The 25337-nt window shown below is 69.3% G+C and carries 19 protein-coding genes and 2 pseudogenes; 9 read left to right on the forward strand and 12 right to left on the reverse strand.

Annotated elements, in window-relative coordinates; all coding sequences use genetic code 11:
* Positions 1 to 308: 308 nt before the first annotated feature.
* From ACFZBT_RS09375 to ACFZBT_RS09385, 3 genes are all read left to right on the forward strand, one after another.
* Positions 309 to 1448, forward strand: coding sequence for a cellulose binding domain-containing protein (locus ACFZBT_RS09375; RefSeq protein ID WP_391100419.1), 1140 nt, complete (start codon positions 309 to 311; stop codon positions 1446 to 1448).
* A gap of 352 nt (positions 1449 to 1800) precedes the next feature.
* Positions 1801 to 2823, forward strand: a complete 1023-nt coding sequence (locus ACFZBT_RS09380) for a substrate-binding domain-containing protein (protein ID WP_391100421.1) — start codon at positions 1801 to 1803, stop codon at positions 2821 to 2823.
* 157 nt (positions 2824 to 2980) lie between these two features.
* Positions 2981 to 3193, forward strand: a complete 213-nt coding sequence (locus ACFZBT_RS09385) for a hypothetical protein (protein ID WP_391100424.1) — start codon at positions 2981 to 2983, stop codon at positions 3191 to 3193.
* A 13-nt stretch (positions 3194 to 3206) separates the two neighbouring features.
* Here the strand turns inward: ACFZBT_RS09385 and ACFZBT_RS09390 are convergent, their stop codons facing one another.
* Both ACFZBT_RS09390 and ACFZBT_RS09395 read right to left on the reverse strand, forming a co-directional pair.
* Positions 3207 to 3833, reverse strand: a complete 627-nt coding sequence (locus tag ACFZBT_RS09390; RefSeq protein ID WP_391100427.1) for a TetR/AcrR family transcriptional regulator C-terminal domain-containing protein — start codon at positions 3831 to 3833, stop codon at positions 3207 to 3209.
* Positions 3834 to 3984: 151 nt separating this feature from the next.
* Positions 3985 to 4182: pseudogene (locus ACFZBT_RS09395) on the reverse strand (D-arabinono-1,4-lactone oxidase); the annotation flags it as partial.
* 324 nt (positions 4183 to 4506) lie between these two features.
* Here ACFZBT_RS09395 and ACFZBT_RS09400 point away from each other — a divergent pair.
* Positions 4507 to 7797, forward strand: a complete 3291-nt coding sequence (locus tag ACFZBT_RS09400) for a discoidin domain-containing protein (protein ID WP_391100429.1) — start codon at positions 4507 to 4509, stop codon at positions 7795 to 7797.
* A 456-nt stretch (positions 7798 to 8253) separates the two neighbouring features.
* Complete coding sequence (locus tag ACFZBT_RS09405; RefSeq protein WP_391100432.1) at positions 8254 to 8520, forward strand: hypothetical protein; 267 nt, start codon at positions 8254 to 8256, stop codon at positions 8518 to 8520.
* A gap of 130 nt (positions 8521 to 8650) precedes the next feature.
* Here ACFZBT_RS09405 and ACFZBT_RS09410 read toward each other — a convergent pair whose 3' ends face one another.
* Entirely contained in the window at positions 8651 to 9316 is a 666-nt protein-coding gene (locus ACFZBT_RS09410) for a TetR family transcriptional regulator (RefSeq protein WP_391100434.1), read from the reverse strand.
* 289 nt (positions 9317 to 9605) lie between these two features.
* Between ACFZBT_RS09410 and ACFZBT_RS09415 the strand changes: the two genes are divergently transcribed.
* Positions 9606 to 10823: an oxygenase MpaB family protein gene (locus ACFZBT_RS09415; protein ID WP_391100436.1), complete on the forward strand. Its 1218-nt coding sequence runs from the start codon at positions 9606 to 9608 to the stop codon at positions 10821 to 10823.
* A gap of 110 nt (positions 10824 to 10933) precedes the next feature.
* Positions 10934 to 12442: a DHA2 family efflux MFS transporter permease subunit gene (locus ACFZBT_RS09420; protein ID WP_391100438.1), complete on the forward strand. Its 1509-nt coding sequence runs from the start codon at positions 10934 to 10936 to the stop codon at positions 12440 to 12442.
* Positions 12443 to 14299: 1857 nt separating this feature from the next.
* Here the strand turns inward: ACFZBT_RS09420 and ACFZBT_RS09425 are convergent.
* A complete protein-coding gene (locus ACFZBT_RS09425) occupies positions 14300 to 15310 on the reverse strand; it encodes an NmrA family NAD(P)-binding protein (RefSeq protein WP_391100441.1) in 1011 nt (336 codons plus the stop codon).
* Between the two features lie 122 nt (positions 15311 to 15432).
* On the opposite strand from ACFZBT_RS09425, the gene ACFZBT_RS09430 reads away from it, so the two are divergent.
* Positions 15433 to 15810, forward strand: a complete 378-nt coding sequence (locus ACFZBT_RS09430) for a MerR family transcriptional regulator (RefSeq protein WP_391100444.1) — start codon at positions 15433 to 15435, stop codon at positions 15808 to 15810.
* 24 nt (positions 15811 to 15834) lie between these two features.
* Here ACFZBT_RS09430 and ACFZBT_RS09435 read toward each other — a convergent pair.
* From ACFZBT_RS09435 to ACFZBT_RS09445, 3 genes and pseudogenes are all read right to left on the reverse strand, one after another.
* Positions 15835 to 16140, reverse strand: a pseudogene (locus ACFZBT_RS09435) (transposase); the annotation flags it as partial.
* A gap of 308 nt (positions 16141 to 16448) precedes the next feature.
* Positions 16449 to 16802: a pyridoxamine 5'-phosphate oxidase family protein gene (locus tag ACFZBT_RS09440; protein WP_391100446.1), complete on the reverse strand. Its 354-nt coding sequence runs from the start codon at positions 16800 to 16802 to the stop codon at positions 16449 to 16451.
* 78 nt (positions 16803 to 16880) lie between these two features.
* Complete coding sequence (locus tag ACFZBT_RS09445; protein WP_391100448.1) at positions 16881 to 17912, reverse strand: aldo/keto reductase; 1032 nt, start codon at positions 17910 to 17912, stop codon at positions 16881 to 16883.
* A 105-nt stretch (positions 17913 to 18017) separates the two neighbouring features.
* Between ACFZBT_RS09445 and ACFZBT_RS09450 the strand changes: the two genes are divergently transcribed.
* Positions 18018 to 18959 (forward strand): cupin domain-containing protein, encoded by a 942-nt coding sequence (locus ACFZBT_RS09450; protein ID WP_391100450.1) that lies wholly within the window; start codon positions 18018 to 18020, stop codon positions 18957 to 18959.
* A 400-nt stretch (positions 18960 to 19359) separates the two neighbouring features.
* Here the strand turns inward: ACFZBT_RS09450 and ACFZBT_RS09455 are convergent, their stop codons facing one another.
* The 5 genes from ACFZBT_RS09455 to ACFZBT_RS09475 all read right to left on the reverse strand — a co-directional run bounded on the left by ACFZBT_RS09455 (position 19360) and on the right by ACFZBT_RS09475 (position 25320).
* Entirely contained in the window at positions 19360 to 20316 is a 957-nt protein-coding gene (locus ACFZBT_RS09455) for a hypothetical protein (protein ID WP_391100452.1), read from the reverse strand.
* 148 nt (positions 20317 to 20464) lie between these two features.
* Entirely contained in the window at positions 20465 to 20818 is a 354-nt protein-coding gene (locus tag ACFZBT_RS09460; RefSeq protein ID WP_391100455.1) for a DoxX family protein, read from the reverse strand.
* Positions 20815 to 22782 (reverse strand): acetoacetate--CoA ligase, encoded by a 1968-nt coding sequence (locus ACFZBT_RS09465; protein ID WP_391100458.1) that lies wholly within the window; start codon positions 22780 to 22782, stop codon positions 20815 to 20817. The genes ACFZBT_RS09460 and ACFZBT_RS09465 overlap by 4 nt, the downstream gene beginning before the upstream one ends.
* Complete coding sequence (locus tag ACFZBT_RS09470; protein ID WP_391100461.1) at positions 22779 to 24362, reverse strand: bifunctional 3-(3-hydroxy-phenyl)propionate/3-hydroxycinnamic acid hydroxylase; 1584 nt, start codon at positions 24360 to 24362, stop codon at positions 22779 to 22781. Before ACFZBT_RS09470 ends, ACFZBT_RS09465 begins: the two co-directional genes overlap by 4 nt.
* Positions 24363 to 24381: 19 nt before the next feature.
* On the reverse strand, positions 24382 to 25320 hold the full coding sequence (locus tag ACFZBT_RS09475) for a fumarylacetoacetate hydrolase family protein (RefSeq protein WP_391100464.1): 939 nt from the start codon (positions 25318 to 25320) through the stop codon (positions 24382 to 24384).
* Between the last annotated feature and the right edge of the window lie 17 nt (positions 25321 to 25337).

The following is a 25337-nucleotide window of genomic DNA, read 5'->3' on the forward strand; positions in this document are numbered from 1 at the left end:
GAGGCACCAAGGAAGCTTGCCGGCCTGTGGCCCGCGGTGCCTCCGCCGCGGACAGCATCGGACGGGACGGCACGGACGAGATCCGGCCGGAACAACCCGTCGCAGGACGAGAGCGCGCATCACAGGGCCGTCAAGTTGCCTTCCGCCAGCATGACCTGCGGCTTTAGGGCCCCCTCGTGAGGCACGCTTTCTCCATCTTGTCAGGTTCATGATCCTCTCCTACAGTCCTTGCGAGAAGGGAATGGGAGCGCTCCCAAACAGTGGCGCTCTTCTCCCTCTCTCCCCCACGTCCATTGCGGAGGAGCCGCATGCAACCATCACGCCACCACGCCCGCGGAGTACGCGCCCTGTCCGGTGCGCTTCTCACCTCACTCGCCGCGCTGGCAGCGCTGCTCACCGGCACTTCGACGTCGCACGCCGACACAACGATCTGCGAGCAATTCGGCTCCACCACCATCCAGGGCCGTTACGTCGTGCAGAACAACCGCTGGGGGATCAGCCAGCCCCAGTGCATCACCGTCACGGACTCGGGCTTCAGAGTTGCCCAAGCCGACGGTTCGGTCCCGACGAACGGCGCCCCGAAGTCCTACCCGTCCGTGTACAACGGCTGCCATTACACCAACTGCTCCCCCGGCACGAAGCTCCCGGCGCGACTGAGCACCATCGCCGACGCGCCCACGAGCATCTCCTACGGCTACGTGGGCGGCGACGCCTCCTACAACGCCTCGTACGACATCTGGCTGGACCCGACACCCCGCACCGACGGCGTGAACCGGACCGAGATCATGATCTGGTTCAACAAGGTGGGCCCGATCCAGCCCATCGGCTCCCAGGTCGGCACCGCCACCGTGGGCGGACGTACCTGGCAGGTGTGGTCGGGCAGCAACGGCTCCAACGACGTGCTGTCCTTCGTCGCGCCGTCTGCGATCGACAACTGGAGCTTCGACGCGATGGACTTCGTACGGCAAGCCGTCTCCCGCGGGCTCGCCCAGAACGACTGGTACCTGACGAGCGTTCAGGCCGGCTTCGAGCCCTGGAGGAACGGCGCCGGACTGGCGGTCAACTCCTTCTCCTCAACCGTCAACCTCGGTGGCGGCTCCCCCGGCGGTCCCGGCACTCCCAGCGGACCCGCGGCCTGCAAGGTGGCCTACGGCACCAGCGTGTGGCAGGGCGGCTACACCGCCGATGTCACCTTGACCAATACGGGCTCCTCGCCCGTCAACGGCTGGAATCTCGCGTTCACGCTGCCCGCGGGGCAAACGATCACCAGCACGTGGAACGCCGGGATCTCTCCGTCGTCGGGGGCGGTCAAGGCCGGCAACCTGACGTACAACGCGTCCCTTGCACCCGGTGACCGGGTTTCCTTCGGCTTCCAGGCCTCCTACAGCGGCAGTTTCGCCAAGCCGTCCGACTTCAGTCTGAACGGCACTTCCTGCACCACGGCTTGACGTCTTCAGGATGCCCACCCGACCGGGACACCGGCCGACCACCCCATTGCCGAGCACACACCGGACCCGAGTCGCCCATGCCCACCCGGGACCCGCCCTCCAGGCTCGCGCTGGAGGGCGGGTCCCGCCTTTGTCACGAAGCATCTGTCTCCGGCTGGTCGAGTCCATCCCACCCACGCACCCAGCGCCGCAGGTTCGAAGCACCTGAACGCGACGACGTGCAGAGCGCAATCACATATGAACGAGGCGAACCAGACGTCCTCTCGGCCCACGGAGCGCAGGTCACGCCTGGAAGCCGTGTGCCCGGTTCCTTCGCCACGTAAGATCGGATGATCTCGTGGGGGAGGTGGTCATGGGCAGGCGACGCCCCGGTACGCCAACACTGGAAGAGGTGGCCGCTCGCGCGGGGGTGGGGCGGGGCACGGTCTCCCGGGTCATCAACAACGCGGCCGGCGTGAAGGAGTCGACGCGCGAAGTCGTGCAGCGAGCCATCGAGGAACTGGGGTACGTGCCCAATCTCGCGGCCCGCTCCCTGGCCGGGCAGCGCACCGATGCCGTTGCTCTCGTTCTGACGGAGCCCGACTGGAGGGTGTTCGCCGAGCCGTTCTTCTCGGAGATCGTCGGCTCGCTCGGGGACGCGCTGACGCACACCGGGATGCAACTGATGCTGACCCTGGTCCGCTCGGACACCGAACGCAAGCGCTTTTTGGAGTACGCCCGCGGCGGCCGGGTCGACGGGGTCCTGCTGCTGTCCGTGCACGCGGGAGACCGGCTGCCGGACATGCTTGCGGAGGCACGGTTGCCGACCGTGATGCTGGGGCGCCGCTCGGGCGACGAATATGTCAGTTACGTGGACGCCGACAACGTGGGCGGTGCCCGCAGCGCCGTCTCCCATCTGCTGGCACGGGGCCGCAGAGAGATCGCCACCATCGCGGGGCCGTTGGACATGTACGTCGCCCAGTGCCGGCTGCGGGGCTATCAGGATGCTCTGGCGCTGGCCGGCCTGACCTACGAGGAGTCCTTGGTCGCGGAGGGCGACTTCACGGAGGAGAGCGGGCGCCGCGCCATGGCGGAACTGCTCGCACGGCACCCGGAGATCGACGGTGTACTCGCCGCGTCGGACACCACGGCGGTAGGGGCGCTTCATGCATTGCGTGCGGCAGGGCGTCGGGTACCGGAGGACGTCGCAGTGATCGGTTTCGACGACTTTCCACTGGCTCAGCGCACCGAGCCACGCCTGACCACGGTGCGTCAGCCGCTGGAGGATATGGGGCGGGCCATGATCCGGCTGCTGCTGGAGGACATGGAGGAGCCGTCGGTGGCCTACCGCCACGTCATCCTCCGCACGGAGCTGCAGGTCCGTGATTCCGCCTGAAGGGCGTCGGCGCCCGCCCGGTGACCCGAACGGAGATCTTCCAAAGGCTTTGGGAGCGCTCCCGATCGCAGCGTCGTGCTGGGCGGTCCACCGCTTCGGGTGCACCGCCCGCCAGGCACCTGCTGCCACCCGGTCCTGCCGCTGCGGAGGTGTGACGGTGGCACCGGAGAACGCGGTGCCACCGCGCTGGTCGCGCCATGCACGGCGGATCGGGTCCGGCTGCTTCCGAGAGCTGGTCGTCTTCAGCAGAAAGCCAACTTCGCAACCGGCGGAACGCTACCGGGACATGCTCACCTCCCTGGAGCTGCCACTGACCGCGGAGCGGGATCTGCCCGAGGGAGCGGTCCGTTTCCAGACCTTGTCCGAGTGATCACATCGCTCGGTCAGACCTCGTCACGCAGGCGGGCAAGCCCGCCGAGAAGGAGTTCGAGGCCGAAGGAGAACTCCTCCTCGATCGGCACCGGCATCACCCCGGCAACGGCGACGGTGGCCGGGAACAGGTCCGGATCCACGCTCTGGAAGACGGCCGCCGACTGTGTGTCGTCGGGCTGTCCCGCACCGCCGTGTCCGTTGACCTGCACGGCGAACCCGAGGACGTAGCGGCCCACAGTCGCGTACGCGTACGCGGCGGCTCTCGGCGGGAAGCCACTGTCGAGCAACACCGCGAGACAGCGCTCCCGCAGTGCCATGGCGTTCGGCCCCAAGGGAATCCGCTCAACCACCAGCCGCGCCGCGTTCCGGTGCCGGGCCAAGGCATCGAACATGGCCTGTGCGACCGTCCGCAGCGCCCGCTCCCAGCCCATCGCGAGGAGTTCGTCGCCGTTCAGCTCCACGACGCCGAACATGCGGTCCACGACATGAGCGACCAGAGCCGCCCGGTTGTCGAAGTGCCGGTACAGCGTCGCCGTGCCCGAGCCCAGACGCTGGGCCAGCGTCCGCATCGACAGAGCGTCGGGGCCCTCCTCGTCCACGATCCGCAGTGCCGTGGCGACGATGCGCTCCAACGGCACCGGCGGCCGCCCCGGAGAACGCCGAGCCGATGCCGCGCCCGCTCGCGCAGGACCAGGTTCCGCCACGGTACGTCCACCTCCTCGAATCGAACAGCACCATAACAGCAACACCGTAGCCGATATGAGGTCGCAGGTCGGACGAGACGCGTGATCATTCTCCCAGCTCCCGGCGCAGATAGAGGTTGGTGAAGCGCCGGTCGGGGTCGAGTCGGTCGGGCAGCGCCGTGAACTCGTCGAAGCGGGGGTGGAGCGCGGCGAAATGTTCGGCGTCGCGAGTGTTGAGTTTGCCCCAGTGCGGGCGCCCCTCATGGGCGACGAAGATGCGCTCCGCCCGCGTGAAGTACTTCTGGGCCAGCATGCAGTCCCTGCCTACGACACCACGACGAACTCGACGGGCAGGCCATGAAACGCACTTGACGCTACCTCGTGCGGAGAACCGAGCGCACGGGCCTTGACAGTCTCTCGCGCGACGTCGAACAATTCCCGCTGCAAGCACGCTGATGAAACGATTCAAAACATCGCGTCCCGCAGACCTCTCTCATCCTCGGCCTCCAGGACGCCCCCTCCTCACCATCACCGCACATCGCCAGCGGGAGCCCGTATGTCCTCTGTAACGCGTCGGTCTGTCCTGCGCTCGGCCATAGCCGTGGCACTCACGCCCACCCTCGGCTCGGTGCTTCTACCGGGGCTCGCTCCCGCGGCGTCGGCCGCCGTCTCCTGGACCGCGAAGTGGATCTGGGCCCCGTCCAGCTCGGCGAACCAGTGGGTGGCGTTCCGTAGATCGTTCAGCCTGGGCTCCGCGCCGTCCAAGGCGGTGACGCAGATCGCGGCGGACTCCAAGTACTGGCTGTGGGTCAACGGCACGCTCGTCGTCTTCGACGGGCAGCTCAAGCGCGGCCCCAGCCGCACCGGCACCTACTACGACGAGATCGACCTCGCTCCGTACCTGAAGAGCGGCAGCAACACGGTGGCGCTGCTGGTGTGGTACTTCGGCAAGCAGGGCTTCTCGCACAGCAGCAGCGGCAAGGGCGGTCTGCTGTTCCAGTCCGACATCACCGCCGGTTCCACCACCACCCGGGTCGTCAGCGACACCAGCTGGAAGCACACCGTCCACCCCGGCTACTCCAACAACACCAGCGGAACCCAGGTCAACTTCCGCCTGCCCGAGTCGAACATCTACTACGACGCCCGCAACGCCACCGCTGTGACCGCCTGGGAGTCGGCCGGCTTCGACGACAGCGCGTGGAGTGCCCCCACCGACTTCGGAGCCGCCGGCGCCGCGCCCTGGAACGGGCTCGTCCAGCGGCCGGTCCCGCAGTTCCGGTACTCGGGCCTGAAGTCCTACGGCAACGCGTCGTCGTTGCCGTCCACGGGACAGGGCGCCACCGCCATCACGGCCACCTTGCCCTCGAACCTCCAGGTCACGCCCTATCTGAAGGTGAACGCTCCGGCCGGCGCGGTGATCGGCATGCAGACCGACCACTACGCCGACGGCGATGGCCTGACCGGCCTCACACCCGGGGCGGAAAACAACATTCGCGCCACCTACGTCTGCGCGGGCGGGATTCAGGAGTTCGAGGCGCTGGCCTGGATGAGCGGCACGGCGATGAAGTACACGATCCCCGCGGGCGTCACCATCCTGGATCTGAAGTATCGGGAGTCCGGCTACGACACCGACTTCGCAGGCTCCTTCAGCAGCAACGAGGCATTCCTCGACACCCTGTGGGGCAAAGCGGCCCGCACGATGTACGTCAACATGCGCGACACCTACATGGACTGCCCCACCCGCGAGCGCGCCCAGTGGTGGGGCGATGTGGTCAACCAGCTCAAGGAAGGCTTCTACACCTTCGACACCCGCTCCCACGCCCTCGGCGCCAAGGCCATCGCCGAGCTGACCGCCTGGCAGAAGCCGGGCGGCGTGCTCTACTCGCCGATGCCGTCCACCATCTGGACCGCGGAGCTGCCCGTCCAGATGCTCGCCTCGGTGTGGGCCTTCGGTACGTACCACCTCTACACGGGCAGCTCCGACGCGGTCTCCGGCACCTACCCGGCGGTGAAGGCGTACCTGAACCTGTGGAGCCTGGACTCGGCCGGGCTGGTCAACCACCGCGCCGGGGACTGGGACTGGGAGGACTGGGGCACCAACATCGACGCCCGCCTCCTGGACAACTGCTGGTACTACCTGGCTCTCGACACGGCCATCACCCTCGCCCGCCTCAGCGGCAACAGCGGCGACGTCGCCTTCTGGCAGGCCAAGCGCGACAGCATCGAGGCCAACTTCGACCGCGTTCTGTGGGACACCTCCAAGAACGAGTACCGCTCACCCGGCTACACCAAGGACACCGACGACCGCGGCAACGCACTCGCCGTCGTCGCCGGCCTCGCACCCGCCTCCCGCCACCGGGCGGTCACCGAGGTGCTGCGCACCCACCTCAACGCCAGCCCCTACATGGAGTTCTACGTCCTGGAAGCGCTCTACCTCATGGGCGCGGCCACCGTCGCAGAGGAGCGGATGCGTAACCGCTACGCCGCCCAGGTCGCCGACCCCGCCTGCTACACCCTGTGGGAGATATGGGACAAGTCGGGTGGAACCGACAACCACGCCTGGAACGGCGGCCCCCTGTACGCACTGTCCGCCTACGCCGCCGGTGTCCGCCCCACCAAGCCCGGCTGGACCACGTACGACGTCGTCCCGCAGACCGGCACGCTCACGCAGATCAACACGGTGACACCGACCGTCAAGGGCAACGTCCGCGTCGGCATCACCCGCGACGGCACCCAGGTGACGCTGACCCTGACCTCCCCGAGCGGCACGACCGCGCGAGTGGGGGTGCCGACCTATGGCGGCTCCTCGCCGGTCATCAAGGCGAACGGCACCACCGTCTTCACGGGCGGCTCCGCCACCGGCAGCGTCTCCGGCCTCGGTTACGCGGGCAAGGACTCCTCGTACGTCTACCTCACCCTTCAACCGGGCAGTTGGACGTTCACGGTCAGCGGCGCCGGCCGTCTCGACAACCTCGCTCTGGGGCGGCCCGTCACCAGCAACAGCAGCCTGGAGAACAGCGACTGGGGCAAGAACCGGCTCACCGACGGCAAGCTCACCAGCGTGACCGGCGCCAAGGGCTGCACCAGCATCGACTTCCCCTCCGCCGACGTCAGTGCCAACCCGGTCTGGGTCGAGATCGACCTCGGCACCGACACGGACCTCGACGCCGTGCGCCTCTTCCCCCGCACGGACACCCCGGCGGTCGGCGGAGGCACCGCGGGCTTCCCCGTCGACTTCACGATCCAGGTCCGGGCCGACAGCGCCACCGCGTACACCACGGTCCGCACGGTCACGGCCGAGCCCAACCCGGGCGGGCTGGTGCAGACGTACGGCTTCAAGACCACCACCGCCCGTTACGTACGCCTCCAGGCCACCAAACTCGGTACGCCCCCCGTGGACGAGACCACCAAGTACCGCCTTCAACTCGCCGAACTCACCGTCCCCACCGCCGCGACCACCGTCACCGCCAACTACACGCTGGAGAACGGCGACTGGGGCAAGACCCGTGTGCTCGACGGCTCCACCACCAGCGTGACCGGCTCCAGGGGCTTCACCAGCATCGACTTCCCCTCCGCCGACGTCACCGCCAGCCCGGTCTGGATCGAGATCGACCTCGGCGCCGACCGGTCCATCGGCTCCGTCACCCTCCACCCCCGCACCGACACCGGCGCGGTCGGCGGAGGCACCGCGGGCTTCCCCGTCGACTTCACCATCCAGACCCGCCCCGATGGAGCCGGCACCTACACCACCGCCCGCACCGTCACCGCCGAACCCAACCCGGGCGGAGCCGCTCGAACCTACGCCCTCACGTCCGCCACCGGCCGCTACGTACGCCTGAAGGTCTCGAAACTCGGCAAGCCCGCCTCGGACGAGACCACGAGGTACCGCCTCCAACTCGCCGAGATCCGTATCAAGTAGCAGGTCATCCCGAAACATGCGGCGGTGAGGTCCTTCACCACGACATCACCGCCGCGGAATGGGTCGAGTGGTTCAACGACCAGCGTCTCCACACCGCGATCGGGCACATCCCGCCCCACGAGCACGAGATCTACCACCACGCTCAACACCAGCCCCGACCGACGGCTGGAGTCGACCTATGGAGCATCCACCGATCCCGGAGCGCTTCACCCACCCCTACCGGATCACCTCGCTGCCCTCGGCGTCGAGAGCGCCGAAGGTGCGGAGGGTGCCGAGGGTGCGGAGGGTGCCGAGGGTGCCGAGGGTGCCGAGGGTGCCGAGGGTGCCGACCGGATCGTGCTGCGCACCGCCGGAGTTCGCGCATTTACGGCCGCAGAGAGAAAGGTTTCCTCTCCCTCACCGACGCCCAGGACTCCGACGCCGCCGTCCACTGCGATCTGTTCGACTGGGACCTGGGTGCTCGCCCTCCGTTCCGCCGCCACGCTTCCCTGCGCGACGCGGACCAGCCCCTCGCGGCCGGCGGCGACCAGCCCGGGGAGTGGGGGCGCCAACAAGACCTTCAGCCTCGAACCCGCAGAGGGCGGGTGCGAGTTGCTGCGCGACATGCTCACCGGCGGCCGGGCGCAGGCCGAGCCGGACACCGGCAGCCTCGTGTCCACCGCGCAGGCTCCCGAGCGGGCGGTCCGCACCGCCCGGTACGTCACCTGCGCCCTCCAGGGCTGAGTCCTGTCGCTTGAATCAGGCCGGCTGTGAGGTGCGGTGCCTTCCGGCCGACCGCAGCGGAGCCCGCGACACCGGGCTGATCCGCCTGATACGAGCTCCCAAGCTCCGCAGGACAGGACGCCGGACGAGCTCACCGGCTCGTTGGCGCTCCCATCGCGAGGAGTCCGTTGACCACGAGCGTCGCCAGCGCCTCCGCTGTCTCCGTGAGCTGCTGCGACGAGGCGGGCTCGGGTCGGCCAAGGCGCCGCGCCAGAGGGCCCTCGACCATTCCCGCGACGGGCGGAATGACAGCGAAGAACAGCACGTCCATAGGGACGGGCGCCATGCGTCCGGAGGCGACGAGCCGCTCGATGCTCGGCGTCATGAGCCGCAGAGTCGGAGCGATGTGGCGCTCGTACAAGTAGTCCAACCGTTCGGTGTCCCGGGACGACTCGTCGACGAAGACGCGTCCGATCAACGGCGTGTCTGCCGCGGCGCGGTAGAAGCCGGTGACGATCTTGCGCAGCCGCTCGGCGTCGTCGACTCCGGAATCCGCCTGTGGCAGGTGCTCCAGTTGCGGCCCCAGCGCATGGTCCATCACCGCCCGCCAGAAGGCCGCCTTCGACCCGTACCGGTCGTTGATGAAGTTATGGCTGACGCCCAGACGGCGGGCCAGTTCACGCGCGGAGGCACGGTCGTAGCCCAGCTCCGCGAAGGCCTCGAGGCCTCGCTGGAGGATGCTCTCCTCCCCGGGCACCGCGGGAGTGCCGGCACCGGGGCGTCCCGGCCGCCTGCCGGACTCGGTTCGTACTCCCATCACAGCCTCCATGACTGCTGGTTCGTGCCTGCGCGGTGTGTACCTCACAGGTGTCCTTCGCCGATGAGTCTCGCGCTCTTCCCGAAGAGCCCGCGCCTCGGCTGCCTGCGAGGGCTGCCCGCAGCCCGGCTCCGGGCCCACGAGAAGAGCTTACTTGACACCCGTCAGATCGGCACTAATCTGACAGGTGTCAGAGAGCGTCTGCGACGGACACCCCACCTTCCCGACCGGCTCGGGGAACTGCGCGCGCCCGACGCCCCGGTCGCGCCTTCTCGGAAGTGAGAGCCGCATGACCGCGAACCACACCCCCCACACACCCACCGAACGAGTGATCGACCTGGAAGCGGTGGGCCGTCGGCCCTCCGTGGAGGCCGACCGCATGGCCCCGCTGCTCACCGCCGGGGATCCACTCGCCGACGCCGTCATCGCCGAACTGGACCTCCACGGCCCCAAGGCACGGCAGGCACTCGACGCCGGTCTGAGGAAAGGGCTGGCAGGTCTCGACGAGCGGCCCCCGGACGCCGTCGCCGCACTGCTGAAGCACGTGGAGACGACCCCTTCCTGGGTCGACCCCCTGATGCTCCACCGTGGCGATGTCGTGAGCCTGTCCATCCCGCCCATGTGGTTCAGTCTCTGCGCGATCACCAGTGCGCTCGCCCACACCTACGCTTCCCCGGCCACCGCCCGGCTGTTGATGCGAACCGACAGGCCCACGCCGACCGTTTCGCGCCGGCTCTCGGAGGACGGGGTGTGGGTGAGGCAGACCATCCGGCCGGGCGGGCTGCTGCGCGGAGAGCCCGGGTACGTGGCCACCGTCGAGGCCCGGCTGCGCCACGCCCGCCTGCGGGCCACGGCCCTCACCGACTGGGACTCGGGCGTCCCGGGTCTGCCGATCGGCCGGCTCGACATGGCACGCACCTGGCTCGGCTTCACCCTCATCGCCCACCGGTCCCTGGCAGCCGTCGGCATCGACATCACGTCCGAGGAGGAGCGCCACCTCTACCGGTACTGGTCGTACGTCGCCCATCTCCTGGGGCTTGACGAGATCCTGTGCAAGCCCGTCGTCGACCACGCCGGCGCCCGCCACCTGCAGGACCTGCTGGAGGCCATCACTCCTGCGCCCGACGACACTTCACGCACCGCTACCGCTGCCGTGATCGGCACGCAGGCCCACGCGACGTCTCACGCCCCGGGCGCGGTCCTGTCCGAGGACGCACTGCGCGACCTCATCCAGGGCTTGCTCCGGCGGTCCCTCGGGAACTCTGCGGCAGATCGCCTGGGCATCCCCGAGGCCCCGGCCGTAACCGACCTCATGCCGCTGATCAGCACCTTGAACCGCCAGGCCCGGTACTGGCAGACCTTCTCCCCCGCCTTGGCCCAGGCAGCTCGCCTGGAGGCCGCCGAAGAGCCCGGACCCGGATCCGAACCGGTCGCGGCAGTTCTTCCCCTCGGTGTCGCCTTCCAGCGCCGCACAGGCGTCCGCCGCTCAGGTACGCCGGCGGCCTGACGGCTACGCGATCACCGACCGCATCACGTGACGAGCTCCGACGAAGCAGCCGTCCGCATAGCACCACCGCACCTTCATGTCCCTCGACCACTTCGTCTGGAGACCTCGTCATGTCCCAAACCTCCATCGACAGGCCGGACACGGCCACCGTGTCCCCGCCCCCGCCCAGCCACGCACCACCTCGCCATCGCTGGTGGATCCTCGTCGTCATCGGCGTGGCCCAGCTCATGGTGGTCCTCGACGCGACCATCGTGAACATCGCCCTGCCCTCGGCACAGAAGGACCTGGGCTTCTCCGACGGCGACCGGCAGTGGGTCGTCACCGCCTACGCCCTCGCCTTCGGCAGCCTGCTGCTGCTCGGCGGACGCATAGCCGACCTCTTCGGCCGCAAGATCACCTTCCTGATCGGGCTGGTCGGCTTCGCCGGGGCCTCCGCCCTGGGCGGCGCCGCGGGCAGCTTCGAGATGCTGGTCGCCGCGCGCGCCGGCCAGGGCCTGTTCGGCGCCCTCCTCGCCCCGACCGCGCTGTCACTGCTGACCACGACCTTCACCGACCCCAAGGAGCGCGCGAAGGCCTTCGGCGTCTACGGCGCCATCGCCGGCGCTGGCGGTGCCATCGGCCTGCTGCTCGGCGGTGTGCTCACCGAGCACCTCGACTGGCGCTGGACTCTCTACGTCAACCTCGTCTTCGCCGGTGCCGCGTTCATCGGCGGCGCCCTCCTGCTGCGTCGTTCCGTCCGCGACAAGACCGCGAGCCTCGACATCCCCGGCGCCGTCCTCGTCGGCGGCGGCTTGTTCAGTCTGGTCTACGGCTTCGCCAACGCCGAGAGTCATGACTGGAGTTCGCCGCAGACCTGGGGATGGCTGGCCGCCGGGGCCATCCTGCTCGCCGCGTTCACCGTGTGGCAGACCAGGTCCTCCCACCCCCTGCTGCCTCTGCGCGTGCTGCTCGACCGCAACCGCGGTGCCTCCTTCGTCGCCGTGCTGATCAGCGGCGCCGGCATGTTCGGCGTGTTCCTCTTCCTCACCTACTACCTGCAGCAGAGCCTCGGTTACACGCCCATCCAGACGGGACTGGCCTTCCTGCCCATGTCCGGCGCGCTCATGATCACCGCCACCCTCGCCACCAGCGTGCTGGTCCCCCGCATCGGTCCCAAGCCGGTGGTCCCGCTCGGCATGGGCCTGGCCGCCGTCGGCATGGCCTGGATGACCACCCTCGACCTCAACAGCTCCTACGTCACGGACGTCCTGCCGACACTGATCGTCACGGGACTCGGCCTCGGCCTGGTGATGCCGCCGGCCATGGCCCTGGCCACCGAAGGCGTGGACATCGAGCACTCCGGGGTCGCCTCCGCCACCGTCAACGCCATGCAGCAGGTAGGCGGCTCGATCGGCACCGCCCTGCTCAACACCCTCGCCACCAGCGCCGCCACCGATTACCTGGCCGGCAAGGACCCCAGGGACCCCGCCGTGCAGGCCCACTCAGGCCTGGAGGCCTACTCCACCGCCTACTGGTGGTCGGCGGTCTTCTTCGCCGTCGGCCTGGTCATCAGCGTCGTCCTCTACCGGCGCGGCGTACCGGAGCAGAACCCCGACGCCGTCCCCGTCGTGCACATGTGACGGCCGAGCAGGGGCGGAACCGACCTTCTGCACCGGGTCGGTTCCGCCCCTTCGGCGACCTGGCTTCGCGGTCTGCCGCGGCCGCGCCCAGGAGCGGTCCCCCGGACAGGAGTGCGGTGTCCGGCCGTCGGCGCGCGGCGGGGACGTGAACCGGAGAAGTACGGCACCGGGCGAGACGTCTACAACGAGCTGCAGATGTGGGCCGTCGACGGCACGTGGGAGCGGGTGTTCACCGCCCTGGTGGCCCAGGCCGACGCGGACAAAGAACGTCAGATGGGCCGTGTCCGTGGACTCCACGATCGTGCGCGCTCACCAGCACGCGGCCGGGGCCCGCAAAAAGGGGCCCCGGCCGGGAGCCGGACGACCACGCCATCGGCCGGTCCCGCGGCGGACTGACCACGAAGATCCACGTCGCGGCCGACGGCCGGTGCCGCCAACTGGCGTTCGTCCTCACCAATGGCCAGGCCGGCGACGCACCCGCCTTCACCGAGGTCATGGCCCGCCTGCGCCTTCCCCGCTCTTACGGACGGCCCCGAACCAGGCCGGACCTGGTGATGGCCCGACAAGGCGTACTGCTCCCGCGCGTCTGCGAGCACCTGCGCAGACACCACCCGCACGGTGATTCCGGAACGGGTCGACCAGCAGGCCAACCGGCGGCAGCGCGGACAGGCGGGCGGCAGACCGCCGGCCTTCGACCGAGAGGCGCACCAGTAACGCAACACCGTCGAGCGGCATCTCGGCATCCCCCATGCCACCTTCCATCGCCACTATGCCCACCTGATCGACATTCACTTCCGGCCCCGGATCCCGGGCCCCGCGCCGACTCGCACACGAACCAGCCACAGGCCGCCGCGGCGAAAGAAGGGAACCTTCGCCGGCTGCGGCAGGAGAACACCGACTTGCGCCGAACCCTCGCCTTGCATGAGGAAGCCATCCGCAAGCTCGGGTCCTCGAAAACGACGCCCTGCGCGACGGTGCCACCGTCGTCCCGCTGCCCGCCCGCAGCCGAATTTCCCCACCATCACGGCCCTGACCTGGGCCCATTCGGGTCTTTCCAGCGGGCGAGTGGGGGCGGTCGCGCGTAGATGTGACCGTGTGGCCCTGACTCCCCCGATCGAGCCGATGCTTGCCGAGGGCCGCCGTCAGCTGCCTCCGGAGGAGGCGCCGGCGCGCGACTGGACCGCGGAACAGAAGCTGGACGGCTTTCCGGAGCATCCTCTTCGCTCGCCCCGGCCTGGTCGTGCTGCAGTCCCGTCAGGGCGCGTACCTCACCGGCGCCTTTCCCGACATCGCCGTCCGCGGCCGGCGAGTTGAGCGAGGCGGGGCGCCTGCATTTCGGGGAGTTGCAGCGCCGCGCCCGCCGCCGTGGCCGCGGAGCCATCGAAGCCGCGGCCGAACGCCCCGCCTACCTGATTGCTTTCGACGTCCTAGAGCAAGGGGACACCGAGTTACTCGCCCGGCCCTACCGAGAGGCGCACAATCCTGGAGGATCTTTTCACCGGCTTGGCGTTAACCGCTGTTCCGTTGTGCCCAAGGCCGTCCAACGCGGGCGCGCGTGTCCGAGTCGAAAGCTGAACCGTTCACCTCCCGCCGGTGACCGTGCGCCCGCAGGATCGCCCCTGATGAACTGGAGATCGTCCCGAAACGCGGGAAGGGCCCCAGGGCCGTCCGTGGATGACTCTGGGGCCCCGTTGGTGCCCGTGGCGCTCTCAGCGGCCTCCAGCGCCACCGTGGGCCCCGTGGTGGTCACGCGTTTGTCGTGCTCTCGCGGCATTCGCATGACGGTCGGCGGGGAAGGGTGCTGCCCCTTCTTGGTGCCCTTGGTGATGACGAGCCGGGCGGCGATCTCGCGCAGGCTCAGCTCCTGGCCCGCAGGTGCAGCGCCATGCCGAGCATGTCGTCGTCGGTGACGCTCGCGCCGCCGATCCCCTTACCGAGGTTTTCCTTGACCCACTGGCGGAGGTCGGTCACGGGGATCGCGTGGCGTGCGTTGTAGGTGTCGTCCTTCGCCCACGCGACGCCGCGGCCCTGCGCGAAGACCGCCCGGTACTTCCGCGTCATGTTGTCCGGGTCGGCGGCCAGCTCGTCGAGCAGCGATGGAACCGTCCACACCACACGGCGAAACGGACGCTCCAGCACGGTCTCGAGCGTCTCGGCCAGCTCGCCGTAGGTGATGGTGTCACCGGCGAGGTAGACGATCTCGTTACGGATGCGAGGTTCGGCGAAGAGGATGTCCGCGGTCAGGACGCCGATGTCTTCGGGCGTCGTCACGGTGACCGCCGTCTCGAGACTTCCCAGTGCGTTGACGGTGTCGTTGGGCAGGTCCACCATGCCCGAGCCGGGCTCGAAGAGGTAGTTCATGAACATGCCGGTGGAGATGATGACCCACTCGGTCTGGTCCTGGGACCGGAGCAGGTCACGGACGTCCAGCTGGGAGTCGAAGATGTCCTGCGGGCTCCCTCGGCCGATGACGTCGAAGTCGACGCCGAACTGCCACGGGAAGTACCGCGGAACCCTCGCCTGGAGGGCGGCTTCGGCGACCTTCATCGGGGTTTCGAGGCCGGCGGTGATGCCCGTGCACCCGATGACCGTGTCGTAGTCGGCCAAGAGGGAGGCGAGTTCGTCGACGGTGTTCTTCACGAGGTCCCCTTCGACGATCTTCACGCCCAGGTTCTTGATCTCAGCGACGTCGCGCTGCTTGTCGGGTGCCGTGGACGCGATGGCGCCGGCCCGCAGGAGCACGCTGATGGACGAGCCCTCCACGTCCTTCGCTCGTCGGACGACGTTGCGGATGACGGGCATGCCGAGCTCCCCGGCTCCGATGATGAGGATGTCCCGGGATGTGGGGATCGAGCTGTCGTTGATCATCTGAAGATCGCTCTCGTGTTCGTCTTCCCCCAGCGTGTTCTGGTCGCTGGGTCTCGAGAGTCACCGTAAACTTTGACATCAATGTCAAGGTCAAGTCGGCGACTGACGAGGAGGAACGAGTGATGAAGATCAGTGAGGCCGCCCAAAAGGTAGGAGCACCGGCCCGGATGCTCCGCTATTACGAGCAGCAGGGGCTCATCGAGTCGTCGCGGTCGACCAACGGTTACCGCGACTACTCCGAGGACCAGGTCGAGCATGCCCGTCACGTCCGGGCGCTCGTCGAGGCTGGTCTGTCGACGAGGATGATCAAGATCGTGCTGGACATCGAGGCTCCATCGAACCAGGACGCAGCAGGCGCGTGCACTCAGATCCTGGCAGAGGAACTCGCTCGCGAGCTGCGCGTCGTCGAGAACAGGATCGTGTGCCTGGAGAAGAGCCGAGATGCGGTGATCGACTACCTCCGGCGAACGGGCCACGCAGACCTGCTGAGCCCAGCGTGACTCGCAACCCCCGGCATGGCGGGTGCGGGCGGTGGTCGCAAGTCTGGCTGCGGCGGAGAACAGTCGCAGGCGCATCTTCTTGGACTCCCAGCGGCGGACTTCGCCGTCGAGGGCGAGCATCGGCGGCCATGCGAGCAGGTCCAGGGCGGGGGAGACGATCTCCAGCCAGACCTGGTTCTGGGAGGTGCCGTGCAGGGGGAGGTTGCGCAGTCCGGTGGTGCGGGCGGCGCGGATGCGATCCTCGGCGCGTGCCCTGCGGCGGTGGCGAAGTTCGAGGTCTACGAGCTGGCCGCCGGAGGTGTTCGTGGCGAAGACGGTGAAGCTGTGGCCTGTGCCGCGTCCAGCCCGCTTTTGCGGGCTGTCTCGACCAGCAGCACCCCCGCCGGCGTGGGGGACCACCCCGCTGGAGTCACCCGATACCCGCACACGCGGGTAGGGCCCGCTACGACTCTTCACTTGAAAGGTGCCTCTTGCTCGGCGACATACTGGACCCTCGATAAGCCCTGTCGTCCCAGGTAAAAGGCCCTTTCTGATTCCTGACCATCCGTTGGACAGTCAGCTCCGTGAAGCGCGAGGTCAGAGCTGAAGGGGACAACCTCCGGACCAACCGAACCACCGGTCGATCGCTACGTGGACCGTCACGAGCGGGTGCTCTCTGGCGAGGTAGTCCTTGCCGAGGAAGTGCCTTGAGAGTCGGTCGATGTCGCGAGTCCCTCATCAGGCTTGATCGACACGACGTGTCCCTGGACGGAGACGTGCGTGCCGAAGTCGTCCGCTCCGAGCACGGTCAGTGACACATGGCCGTTGTTTTGCAGGTGTTTCAGGCGGGCGCGGTCGGCGTTCATGCACAGCACGAGAAGGCCGTCATCTTCGATGAGGTACCAGGTCGCCACAGATACTGGGCGGCCTTTCGCCGTGACCGTCGCCATGACGGCCGGATTCGGTTTACGGAGCAAGGCCAGAGCAGCCTCGGGCAGCGGAGCATCAGACATAGATCTATCCCTTCCATGAGACGGGTCCCGTGATGGGGGCCTCCGTCGGATCACATCTCAGACCAACAGCACGGGCCGTCACGCCGCCGCGCGTTCAACCGGCGGCCGGCGCCTCAGTTCCCGCTGGAGGACGGCCGGCGGCTGGTGGGCCACGTCGAGTGTGCCGGTGTCCGTGCCGGGCGGCACGATGGCGTCGATCCGGTCCAGGACGTCGTCCGGGAGGGTGACCTCGGTGCCCGCGAGCAGATCGTCCAGATGCGCCATGGACCGCGGTCCGAGGAGGGCGGAGGTGACACCGGGGTGAGCGAGCACGAAGCCTACGGCCAGATGGGTCAGGGGCATGCCCGCCTCCTCGGCGAGCGGGATGAGCTGTTCGACGGCGTCGAGCCGCCGTTCGTCCTTGAGGTGTGCGAAGTCGTATTTCGAGGTGCGGTGTGTCGCGGCCTGCCGGCCCTTGCGGTAGCGCCCGGTCAGCAGCCCGCCGGCGAGCGGCGACCAGACCAGGGTGCCCATGCCGAACTCCTGCGCCACCGGGAGCACCTCGCGCTCGATGCCCCGGTCGAGGATCGAGTACACCGGCTGCTCGGTACGCGGCCGGGAAAGGCCGCGCCGCTCGGCGACCCAGTGGGCGCGGACGAGGTCGGAGGCCGGCATGGCCGAGGTGCCGAAGGTGCGGATCTTGCCGGCTCGCTGCAGGTCGGTCAGAGCCCCGAGCGTCTCCTCGATGTCGGTGTCGGGGTCCGGGCGGTGAATCTGGTAGATGTCCACATAGTCGGTATCGAGGCGGCGCAACGAGTCCTCCAGCGCGCGCACCAGCCAGCGCCGGGACGCGCCCTGGTGGTTGGGGTCGTCGCTCATCGGCCTGCTGGCCTTGGTCGCGAGGACGACGTCGTCCCGCCGGCCCTTCAGCGCCCGGCCGACGATCTCCTCCGACTCGCCGTGGCCGTACACGTCGGATGTGTCGATGAGGTTGATGCCGGCGTCCAGCGCCCGGTGGATGATGCGGACGCAGTCGGCGTGATCGGAGTTGCCGATGGCCCCGAACATCATCGCGCCGAGAGCATAGGGGCTTACCTTGATCCCGGTCTTGCCGAGGCCGCGGTGACGCATGTTCTCTCCTGTAGAACCGTCTGCGAGGTACAGCAACCAGCCTGCCGGGGGGAAGCCGGACGATGAATACTTGAGAGTCCCGATTTTTTGAGCGAGAGTACGGGTATGGCCACCGACCGACTCTCCGAAGCACTCGATCTGGTCGAGGTCCGCGGTGTCCTCGCGGGCGGCATCGCGGCTCGCGGCGGATGGTGGAGCCGCGCACCGCTCTCCGACCCGGTCAAGTTCTTCGCGCTCGTCAGCGGTCGGGCCCGCCTGGCCACCGACGGGATCGACGAACCGGTCGACCTCGTGGCGGGTGACGTGGCGATCCTCACCGGGCGCTCCTGGGTCGCATTCGAGGCCGGTGCGGAACCCCGCCAGGAGGTGCAGCCGGAATCCGACTTCTCCACCGACCGCTTCGCGTCCGCGGACCGCGACGCCGACGACATCGTGATCGGCGGCAGCGTCAGTCTGAACGAGGCCGGAAGGACACTCCTCCTCGAAACACTGCCGCCACTGGCGCACATCAAATCGGCCGGTGACGACGACCGGCTCCTCGCCGCCTTGCTGCGGCTGTTCGACGAGGCCACCGCGCGGCGGCCCGGCTCGGCCTTCGCGGTCCAGCAGTACGCCCAGCTCTTCCTGCTGGAGGTGCTGCGGTCCTATGTCGACCAGACCGCGCTGCCCTCCAGCTGGCTGCGGCTGCTCGTCGACGAGCGTCTGCGCCCCGCCCTCGACCTGCTGCACGACTGCCCCGGGCGCCCCTGGGGGCTCGAGGAGTTGGCGCGGGCCGCCGCGATGTCCCGGACGACCTTCGCCGACCGGTTCCGGCAGGCGGCCGGTGTGCCACCGCTGACCTACCTGGGACGATGGCGCATGCTGCTCGCCCAGCGCGCGCTCCGGGACGGTGACGCCCGCGTCGCGGCGCTCGCCGAGGAGTTGGGCTACGGCTCGGAAAGCGCCTTCAGCACGGCGTTCAAACGCGTCGTCGGCGAGTCGCCGCTGCGCTACCGGGCCCGCGCGCGACAGGACGTCACCGAGCGCCTTCGGACCCAGACGCCATGACGCCTTGGCCCCGTTCAGCTTCCTGCAAAGACCTGGCCGATGCGGGCACCGCGTCTGCCCCGCGCCTGATGACCCGGCAGTGCCTGGAAACCGTCCCGCACCTGGCGCTCGCGGTGGCCTCGGCACTGACCTGCACTGACCAGATTTCCCACCGGCCACTTCGCCGACCGCGTCGGCCGCAAATCACTCGTCGTCTACGGCATGCTCGTCCAGGCCGTCGGCTCTGTCCTCGCCCTTGCCCTACTCGAACGCCCGCTCCTCGCCGGAATCCTGTCCGCTATCGCGCTCGGCCTGGGCACCGCCATGGTCTACCCCGTCCTCATCACTCCATCTCCGACCACGCCCTCCCCGCCTGGCGGGCCAACGCCCTTGGGACGTACCGGTTCTGGCGGGACATCGGCTACGCCGCCGGCGCCTTGGTCGCGAACATCCTCGCCGATACTCTCGGCCTGAATGCCACCGTCATCGCCGCAGCCGTCCTCACCGCGACTTGCGGACTCTTGGCTGATCGCTGGACCACAGAGCACCGGCTCGCCACTTGCTGAGGGGCGCAGCGGTCAGAGCTGATGCCATCGCCCAGGTGGGGTCGTCGAAGCTGTAGGTCCCACCGCCGGACAGTGGTGGACCACGGACAAGACAAAACCCTGTCCATAACGGTGGTCAGGGCGCGAGCCGTGACCGATCCGTCCGGGCAGGTGTGGCGCTCCCGCACCCGAATCGTCGGCTCCTGACCTCCTTGCGCCGTCGACGCCTGGGCGAGCCCGTGCAGTACGAGGGGGCCCGGCGCCGGAGTGCCGTGCCCGTGCACCGCGGAGTCGAGCAGGTCGACGGTGACCAGGTCGGCGAAGTGGTCGAGAGCGAGGTCTGCCAGTTCCTGGGTGGTGCGAGCGATGTCCAGGGTGGTCCCGATGCGCAGACCGGCCTCGTTCACCAAGGACTGACGCCACTGCATTCGCCGGTCCCGCTCCTCCTGGAACGCCGTGACACCCTGCTCGGACGCGTCGTCCACGTATCCGTTCGCCATCGCGATCAGGAGGCGCGATGCCGCGCTGACCAACTCCGCGTCCTTCGTCAGCCGCGGCATTTCGGCAAGCAGTCTCTCCAGGACTACGCCCTGACCGAGCCGGAAGGCCCGCAACAGCGCTGTGACCGGCGTGCCGTACCGGGCCAGTCGACGTGCGCGTTCCAGCTCGGCGGCCGGCGGATCTATCTCGCCCGGGTCGATGCCGTGTTCCAGGCCGGCCAGCACACCCACGACGTGCTCGGCGACGTTCTCGGACGTCATGCGGACGAGATCCTGATTGCTCCACAGTTCGGGAACCTCGCGCCGCAGGCACCGCAGCACGTCGGCGACCACCTCGTCCGCCTTCGGCCCCAGGTCGCCGGCGACACGGGACACAAGGGATGTGGCCGTGTACTCCACATAGTCGACGGTACGCCCCACAGGAGGCCCGTGAGCCGTCGAGCGTCGACAGCGCCCCTCTCCGGCCGACGCACCCGGGCCGTCAGCCGGCGGCGATCGCCACCCCGGCGTACGCCACCGCCGTCAGAGCGAGTACCGCGGCGGGCAGGGCCTGCCCGGGCGGGTCGCCATGGCGCAGGTGAACCACCGCGGCGGCCACCATCAGCGCGGTCAGCCCGACAGCGGCGGCCACCCCGAGCGGAACCGAAGCCAGGCCCATCAGCAGCCCGGCGGCCCCGGCGGTCTCCAGCGCGCCGATGACTCGGTAGCGGCCCGGTGTCATGCCTAGGTGTGCTGCCGCCTGGCGCATGAACGGCACCGCGGCGACCTTCGCCAGCCCCAGGGGGAGGAAGATCATTGACAGCGCGACGGCGAGGACGGTCTGTGCGGTGGTCATGCCGATCGGTCCCTGCGTCGGGCGCCCAGGCGGGCGAAGTGGTCGATGAGGTCGGGGGCGTCCACGGCAGCGGGGTTGACGACCTGCTCGACCGGGGCGCCCTGGAGGATTCGCTTGACCGGGACTTCGAGCTTCTTGCCTGTGCGGGTGCGCGGGATGCCCGGCACTTCGAGAATCTCGTCGGGGACGTGGCGGGGTGAGACGTCGGTGCGGATCGTCTCCTTGATCTTCTCGCGGAGGGTCTCGTCCAGGGTCGCTCCGGCGGAGAGAACCACGAACAGCGGCATCCAGTAACCGCCGTCGGGTTCCTCCGCGCCGATGACGAGGGCCTCGGCGATCTCGGGGAGGCGCTCGACGACGTCGTGGATGTCGGCGCTGCCCAGGCGTACGCCGTTGCGGTTGAGTGTGCTGTCGGAGCGTCCGTGGACGACCACCGAGCCGTGCGAGGTGACCGTGATCCAGTCGCCGTGCCGCCAGACGCCGGGGTACACGGAGAAGTACGCGTCGCGGTAGCGGGTGCCGTCGGGGTCGTTCCAGAAGTACAGCGGCATCGACGGCATCGGTCGGGTGACGACCAGTTCGCCGACCCGGTCCACGACCGGGAAGCCCTCGGCGTCGTAGGCGGCGAGGGCCACCCCCAGGTGCGGCGCCGACAACTCTCCTGCCCAGACCGGGGTGTTGGGCGCGCTGCCCGCGAAGCCGGAGACGACGTCCGTACCGCCGCTGATGGACGCGAGGAGAACATGGTCGCCGATGTGCTGGCGGACCCAGGGGTAGGCGGAGGCCGGGAGGGCGGAGCCGGTGCAGCCGACCACTCGGATCGACGACAGGTCGTGGCCGGACGGGTCGATGCCGAACTTGGCCATGCCGAGCAGGTATTGGGGGCTGGTGCCGAACACGGTCACCCGGTGGCGCGCGGCCAGCTCCCACAGGACGTCGAGCTTGGCGAAGGGAGCCGGGCTGCCGTCGTATGTGCACGTCGTGGCGCCCGTCAGCAGGGTCGAGGCGACCAGGTTCCACATCATCCAGTGGGTGGTGGTGTACCACAGGAGGCGGTCGCCGGGGCCGAGGTCTGAGTGCAGGCCGAGGGTCTTGAGATGTTCCAGCAGGACGCCGCCGTGGCCGTGGACGATGCCTTTGGGCAAGCCGGTCGTGCCGGAGGAGAACACGACCCACAGGGGGTGGTCGAACGGTACCGGCGTGCAGGTGATCTCCTCGACACGGGTGGCCGCGTCCTCCCACGGGACGACCAGGGACGGGTACGCCCGCGACGGCCATGGCAGGCCCAAGTGGTCCACGAGCAGCGTCGCCTTCAACGTCGGCAGCGTGCCCGCCAGTTCGAGGGTGGCCTCTCGGCGGTCGTAGGTGGTGCCGTTGAAGACGTAGCCGTCGGAGGCGATCAGGACGGTGGGTTCGAGCTGGGCGAAGCGGTCGGCGGCGGCCTTGGGGGCGTAGTCCTGCCCGCACACCGACCACACGGCGCCCAGGCTCGCGGAGGCGAGGAAGGCGACGATCGCGTGCGGGATGTTGGGCAGGTAGCCCACCACTCGGTCCCCCTTGCCGACACCCAGTTCGCGCAGGGTGGCGGCGACGGAGGCGACCTGCGCGCGCAGGCGGCCCGCGGTCACCTCGTAGCAGGAGCCGCTCTCGTCGAGGGCGATGATCGCCACGGCGTCGTCGGCGAGATTGCGCAAGGCGTGGTGGGCGTAGTTGAGGGTGGCGCCGGTGAACCAGCGGGCGCCGGGCATCCGCTCTTCGTCCAGCACCTGCTCGTAGGGGGTCTCCGCGTCGATGTCGAAGTACTCCCACACCGCGGCCCAAAAGCCCGCGAGGTCGGTGACCGACCAGCGGTGCAGGGCGTCGTAGTCGGCGCCGGGCATCCCGACGTGGCGGGCGAAGTCCATGATGTGGCTGTCCGCGACGGCCCGCGGGTCCGGCGTCGTGAATGGCTCGGGCACGGTCATCTTGAGTCGCTCCTCGGCGGGCTCTTGTCGGTGGTTTGCTGGGGTGGCAGGGGGCTGCGCGTGGTGTGCAGGAGGGGCGCCCAGCCTGCGATGGCGGTGAAGTCGCGCTTGCCTGCCGGGACGACGTCCATGACGACCCGGTCGGGGCGCAGCAGGACGGCGTCCGCCCGGCCGGCGCGAAGCCAGGCGGCGAGCGTGCCGTCGTCGCCGAGGTCGGTCACGGGGATCGCCCGGACGCCGAGCGCGTGGGCGAGGGCGTTCAGCCAAGGCCAGGGTTCGCCGGCGGTCAGGACGGTGAAGGAGTCACCGAGGAGTTCGTCGAGGCGGGTACGTCGTCCGTCCGCGGTGATCCACGGTTGCGGGCAGTGGGTGCCCGCCAGGCCCTTGCGGATGCCGCGGAGGACGAGGGGCCCGGTGGTCAGGGGCGGGCTGAGGTCGCGGCCGGCCGCCGCGGTCAGGCCGGGGACGCGGCAGGCGGCGGCCAGGAGTCCGCGGCGCAGTGCGGCGGCGCCGTCCTGGCCGCCGGTCATGGCCCAGCCCAGCGCGACCGCCAGCCGTATCACGTGCCGGGCATGGGGCTTGCGTTCGCTCTCGTAGGTGTCCAGCAGCCGCTCGTCGCCGCCCTGGCGCAGGACGCGGGCGAGTTTCCAGGTGAGGTTGTGGGCGTCCCGCAGACCCGAACACAGCCCCTGTCCGATGAACGGCGGGGTGAGATGGGCGGCGTCGCCGAGCAGGAAGACGCGTCCGCCGCGCCACCGGTCGGCGACACGCGCCCGGAAGGTGTACTGCGTCTCGCGGACGACCTCGAACTCCCTGTCACAGGAGGGCGACAGCCACGGGGCGACCAGCTCGCGGACCGACTCGTCGCCGTCCCCGAGCCGGAACTCCCAGCGGTAGCGGTCCTCACCGACACGCATGAACGTCGCCGGGCGGCGCGGGTCGCAGACCTGGTCGACGCCCTCCCAGCCGCGGACGTCGGCTTTCGTGCGGACGTCGATGACGGTCCAGCTCTCCTCGAAGCGCAGGTCTTCCCATACGGCGCCGATGGCCGCGCGGGTGACGCTGTTCGCGCCGTCGCAGCCGAGGACCGCCTCTGCCCACAGCTGGTGCTCGCCGTCGTCGTCGCGGTATGTCACGCGCACGGAGCCGGCGGTGTCCGGGCCGATGCCGGTGACCTCCACGCCGCCGCGCAGTTCGCACTCCGGATGCCGGGCCAGGGCATCGCGCAGCAGCCGTTCCAGCTCGGGCTGGTCGAACATGCTGGTCTGCGGGTAGCCGTGCAAGCCGTGCTCGGAGCGCCGGAACTCGGCCATCACCCGGTACCGGGCGTCCAGCAGCCGCAGTCCGTTCGCCGGGCGGGCGATCGCGGCGAACTCCTCCTCCACGCCCGCGGCCTGGAGGAGCCTGCGGACCTCGTCGTCGGCGGCGACGGCGCGCGGCAGGGGGTAGACGTCCTGGTGACGTTCCAGGACGACGGTGCGGATTCCGCGCCGGGCGAGGAGGAGGGCGGCGGTCACGCCCACCGGTCCGGCGCCGATGATCGCCACGGGTACGTCCGCCCCGGTGCTTTCGGTGGTCATGTGCGGCTCACTTCGGGTGCTATTTCGCGTCGGTGACGGGGTTGCGCTGCTCGCCGAGGTCGATCCGGCCGTCGGGGGTCGCGATCGTCGCTGTGATCACGTCACCCTCGTGCAGGTAGTGCGGGTTCTTCGCCTGGGACTTGAAGAACGCCTTCCACTTCATGGCGGGCGGCAGCAGCGCTCCGATCTTCTCGACCGGCTTGGGCGGGGCCTTCAGGGCCGTGCCGCCGGGCGTGCCGGTCAGCAGCAGGTCACCGGGGTCGAGGGTCTGGAAGCGGGCCAGCAGGGTCAGGGCCCGGGCCGGGCGGACGATCATGTCGGCGAGGGTGCGGTCCTGGCGCAGCTCGCCGTTGACGGACAACTTCAGCCGCAGGTCGAGGAGATGGTCGAAGTCCTCGGGCTCCAGCAGGGCCAGGTACGGCCCGGCCGGCGTGAAGGTCGGGTACGACTTGCTCTCGTAGAACTGGGTCTTGGTCAGCTGGACATCGCGGGCGCTGATGTCATTCGTGATCACGAGCCCGGCGACGTACGACGGCAGGTCCCGCTCCTCGACCACGGTGCCGACGGGCAGCGGCGCCCCCATGACCAAACCGAGCTCGATCTCGTAGTCGAGGAAGTTGACGTGGGAGGGGCGGACGACGGCCTCGCCGGGGCCACTGACCGAGCCGGACGCCTTGCGGAAGAACGTGGGCGGGATGTCACCGGTGAAGCCCGAATCGCGGGCGTGACTGCGGTAGTTGACCATCTGGGCGACCACCCGGCAGGGGGTGGTGACCGGTGAAAGGGCGGCCAGGTCGGCGACCGGCGTGCCCGTCTCGGCCGACAGTGCCGCCTCCCGTACGGCGTCACGGTCGGCAATCAGCTCGGCGGTGGTGACGGCCTTGGTGTCGACGGGGACGGCCCGCTCACCGCGGACCACCCACCATCCGTCGGCGGTACGCAGGACATTGGTGCTCATGACAGTGCCTTCGTGAG

Origin of the sequence: Streptomyces sp. NPDC008137 (genome assembly GCF_042957035.1) — a bacterium.
In the GTDB taxonomy this organism is placed as follows: Bacteria; Actinomycetota; Actinomycetes; order Streptomycetales; family Streptomycetaceae; genus Streptomyces.

Excerpts from the sequence above, each read along its gene's own strand:
- ACFZBT_RS09380 (WP_391100421.1), top strand. The coding sequence starts at position 1,801 with ATGGGCAGGCGACGCCCCGGTACGCCAACACTGGAAGAGGTGGCCGCT.
- ACFZBT_RS09445 (WP_391100448.1), bottom strand. The coding sequence starts at position 17,912 with ATGCGTCACCGCGGCCTCGGCAAGACCGGGATCAAGGTAAGCCCCTAT.
- ACFZBT_RS09410 (WP_391100434.1), bottom strand. The coding sequence starts at position 9,316 with ATGGGAGTACGAACCGAGTCCGGCAGGCGGCCGGGACGCCCCGGTGCC.
- ACFZBT_RS09440 (WP_391100446.1), bottom strand. The coding sequence starts at position 16,802 with ATGTCTGATGCTCCGCTGCCCGAGGCTGCTCTGGCCTTGCTCCGTAAA.
- ACFZBT_RS09425 (WP_391100441.1), bottom strand. The coding sequence starts at position 15,310 with ATGATCAACGACAGCTCGATCCCCACATCCCGGGACATCCTCATCATC.
- ACFZBT_RS09465 (WP_391100458.1), bottom strand. The coding sequence starts at position 22,782 with ATGACCGTGCCCGAGCCATTCACGACGCCGGACCCGCGGGCCGTCGCG.
- ACFZBT_RS09420 (WP_391100438.1), top strand. The coding sequence starts at position 10,934 with ATGTCCCAAACCTCCATCGACAGGCCGGACACGGCCACCGTGTCCCCG.
- ACFZBT_RS09375 (WP_391100419.1), top strand. The coding sequence starts at position 309 with ATGCAACCATCACGCCACCACGCCCGCGGAGTACGCGCCCTGTCCGGT.
- ACFZBT_RS09475 (WP_391100464.1), bottom strand. The coding sequence starts at position 25,320 with ATGAGCACCAATGTCCTGCGTACCGCCGACGGATGGTGGGTGGTCCGC.
- ACFZBT_RS09460 (WP_391100455.1), bottom strand. The coding sequence starts at position 20,818 with ATGACCACCGCACAGACCGTCCTCGCCGTCGCGCTGTCAATGATCTTC.
- ACFZBT_RS09430 (WP_391100444.1), top strand. The coding sequence starts at position 15,433 with ATGAAGATCAGTGAGGCCGCCCAAAAGGTAGGAGCACCGGCCCGGATG.
- ACFZBT_RS09415 (WP_391100436.1), top strand. The coding sequence starts at position 9,606 with ATGACCGCGAACCACACCCCCCACACACCCACCGAACGAGTGATCGAC.
- ACFZBT_RS09470 (WP_391100461.1), bottom strand. The coding sequence starts at position 24,362 with ATGACCACCGAAAGCACCGGGGCGGACGTACCCGTGGCGATCATCGGC.
- ACFZBT_RS09450 (WP_391100450.1), top strand. The coding sequence starts at position 18,018 with ATGGCCACCGACCGACTCTCCGAAGCACTCGATCTGGTCGAGGTCCGC.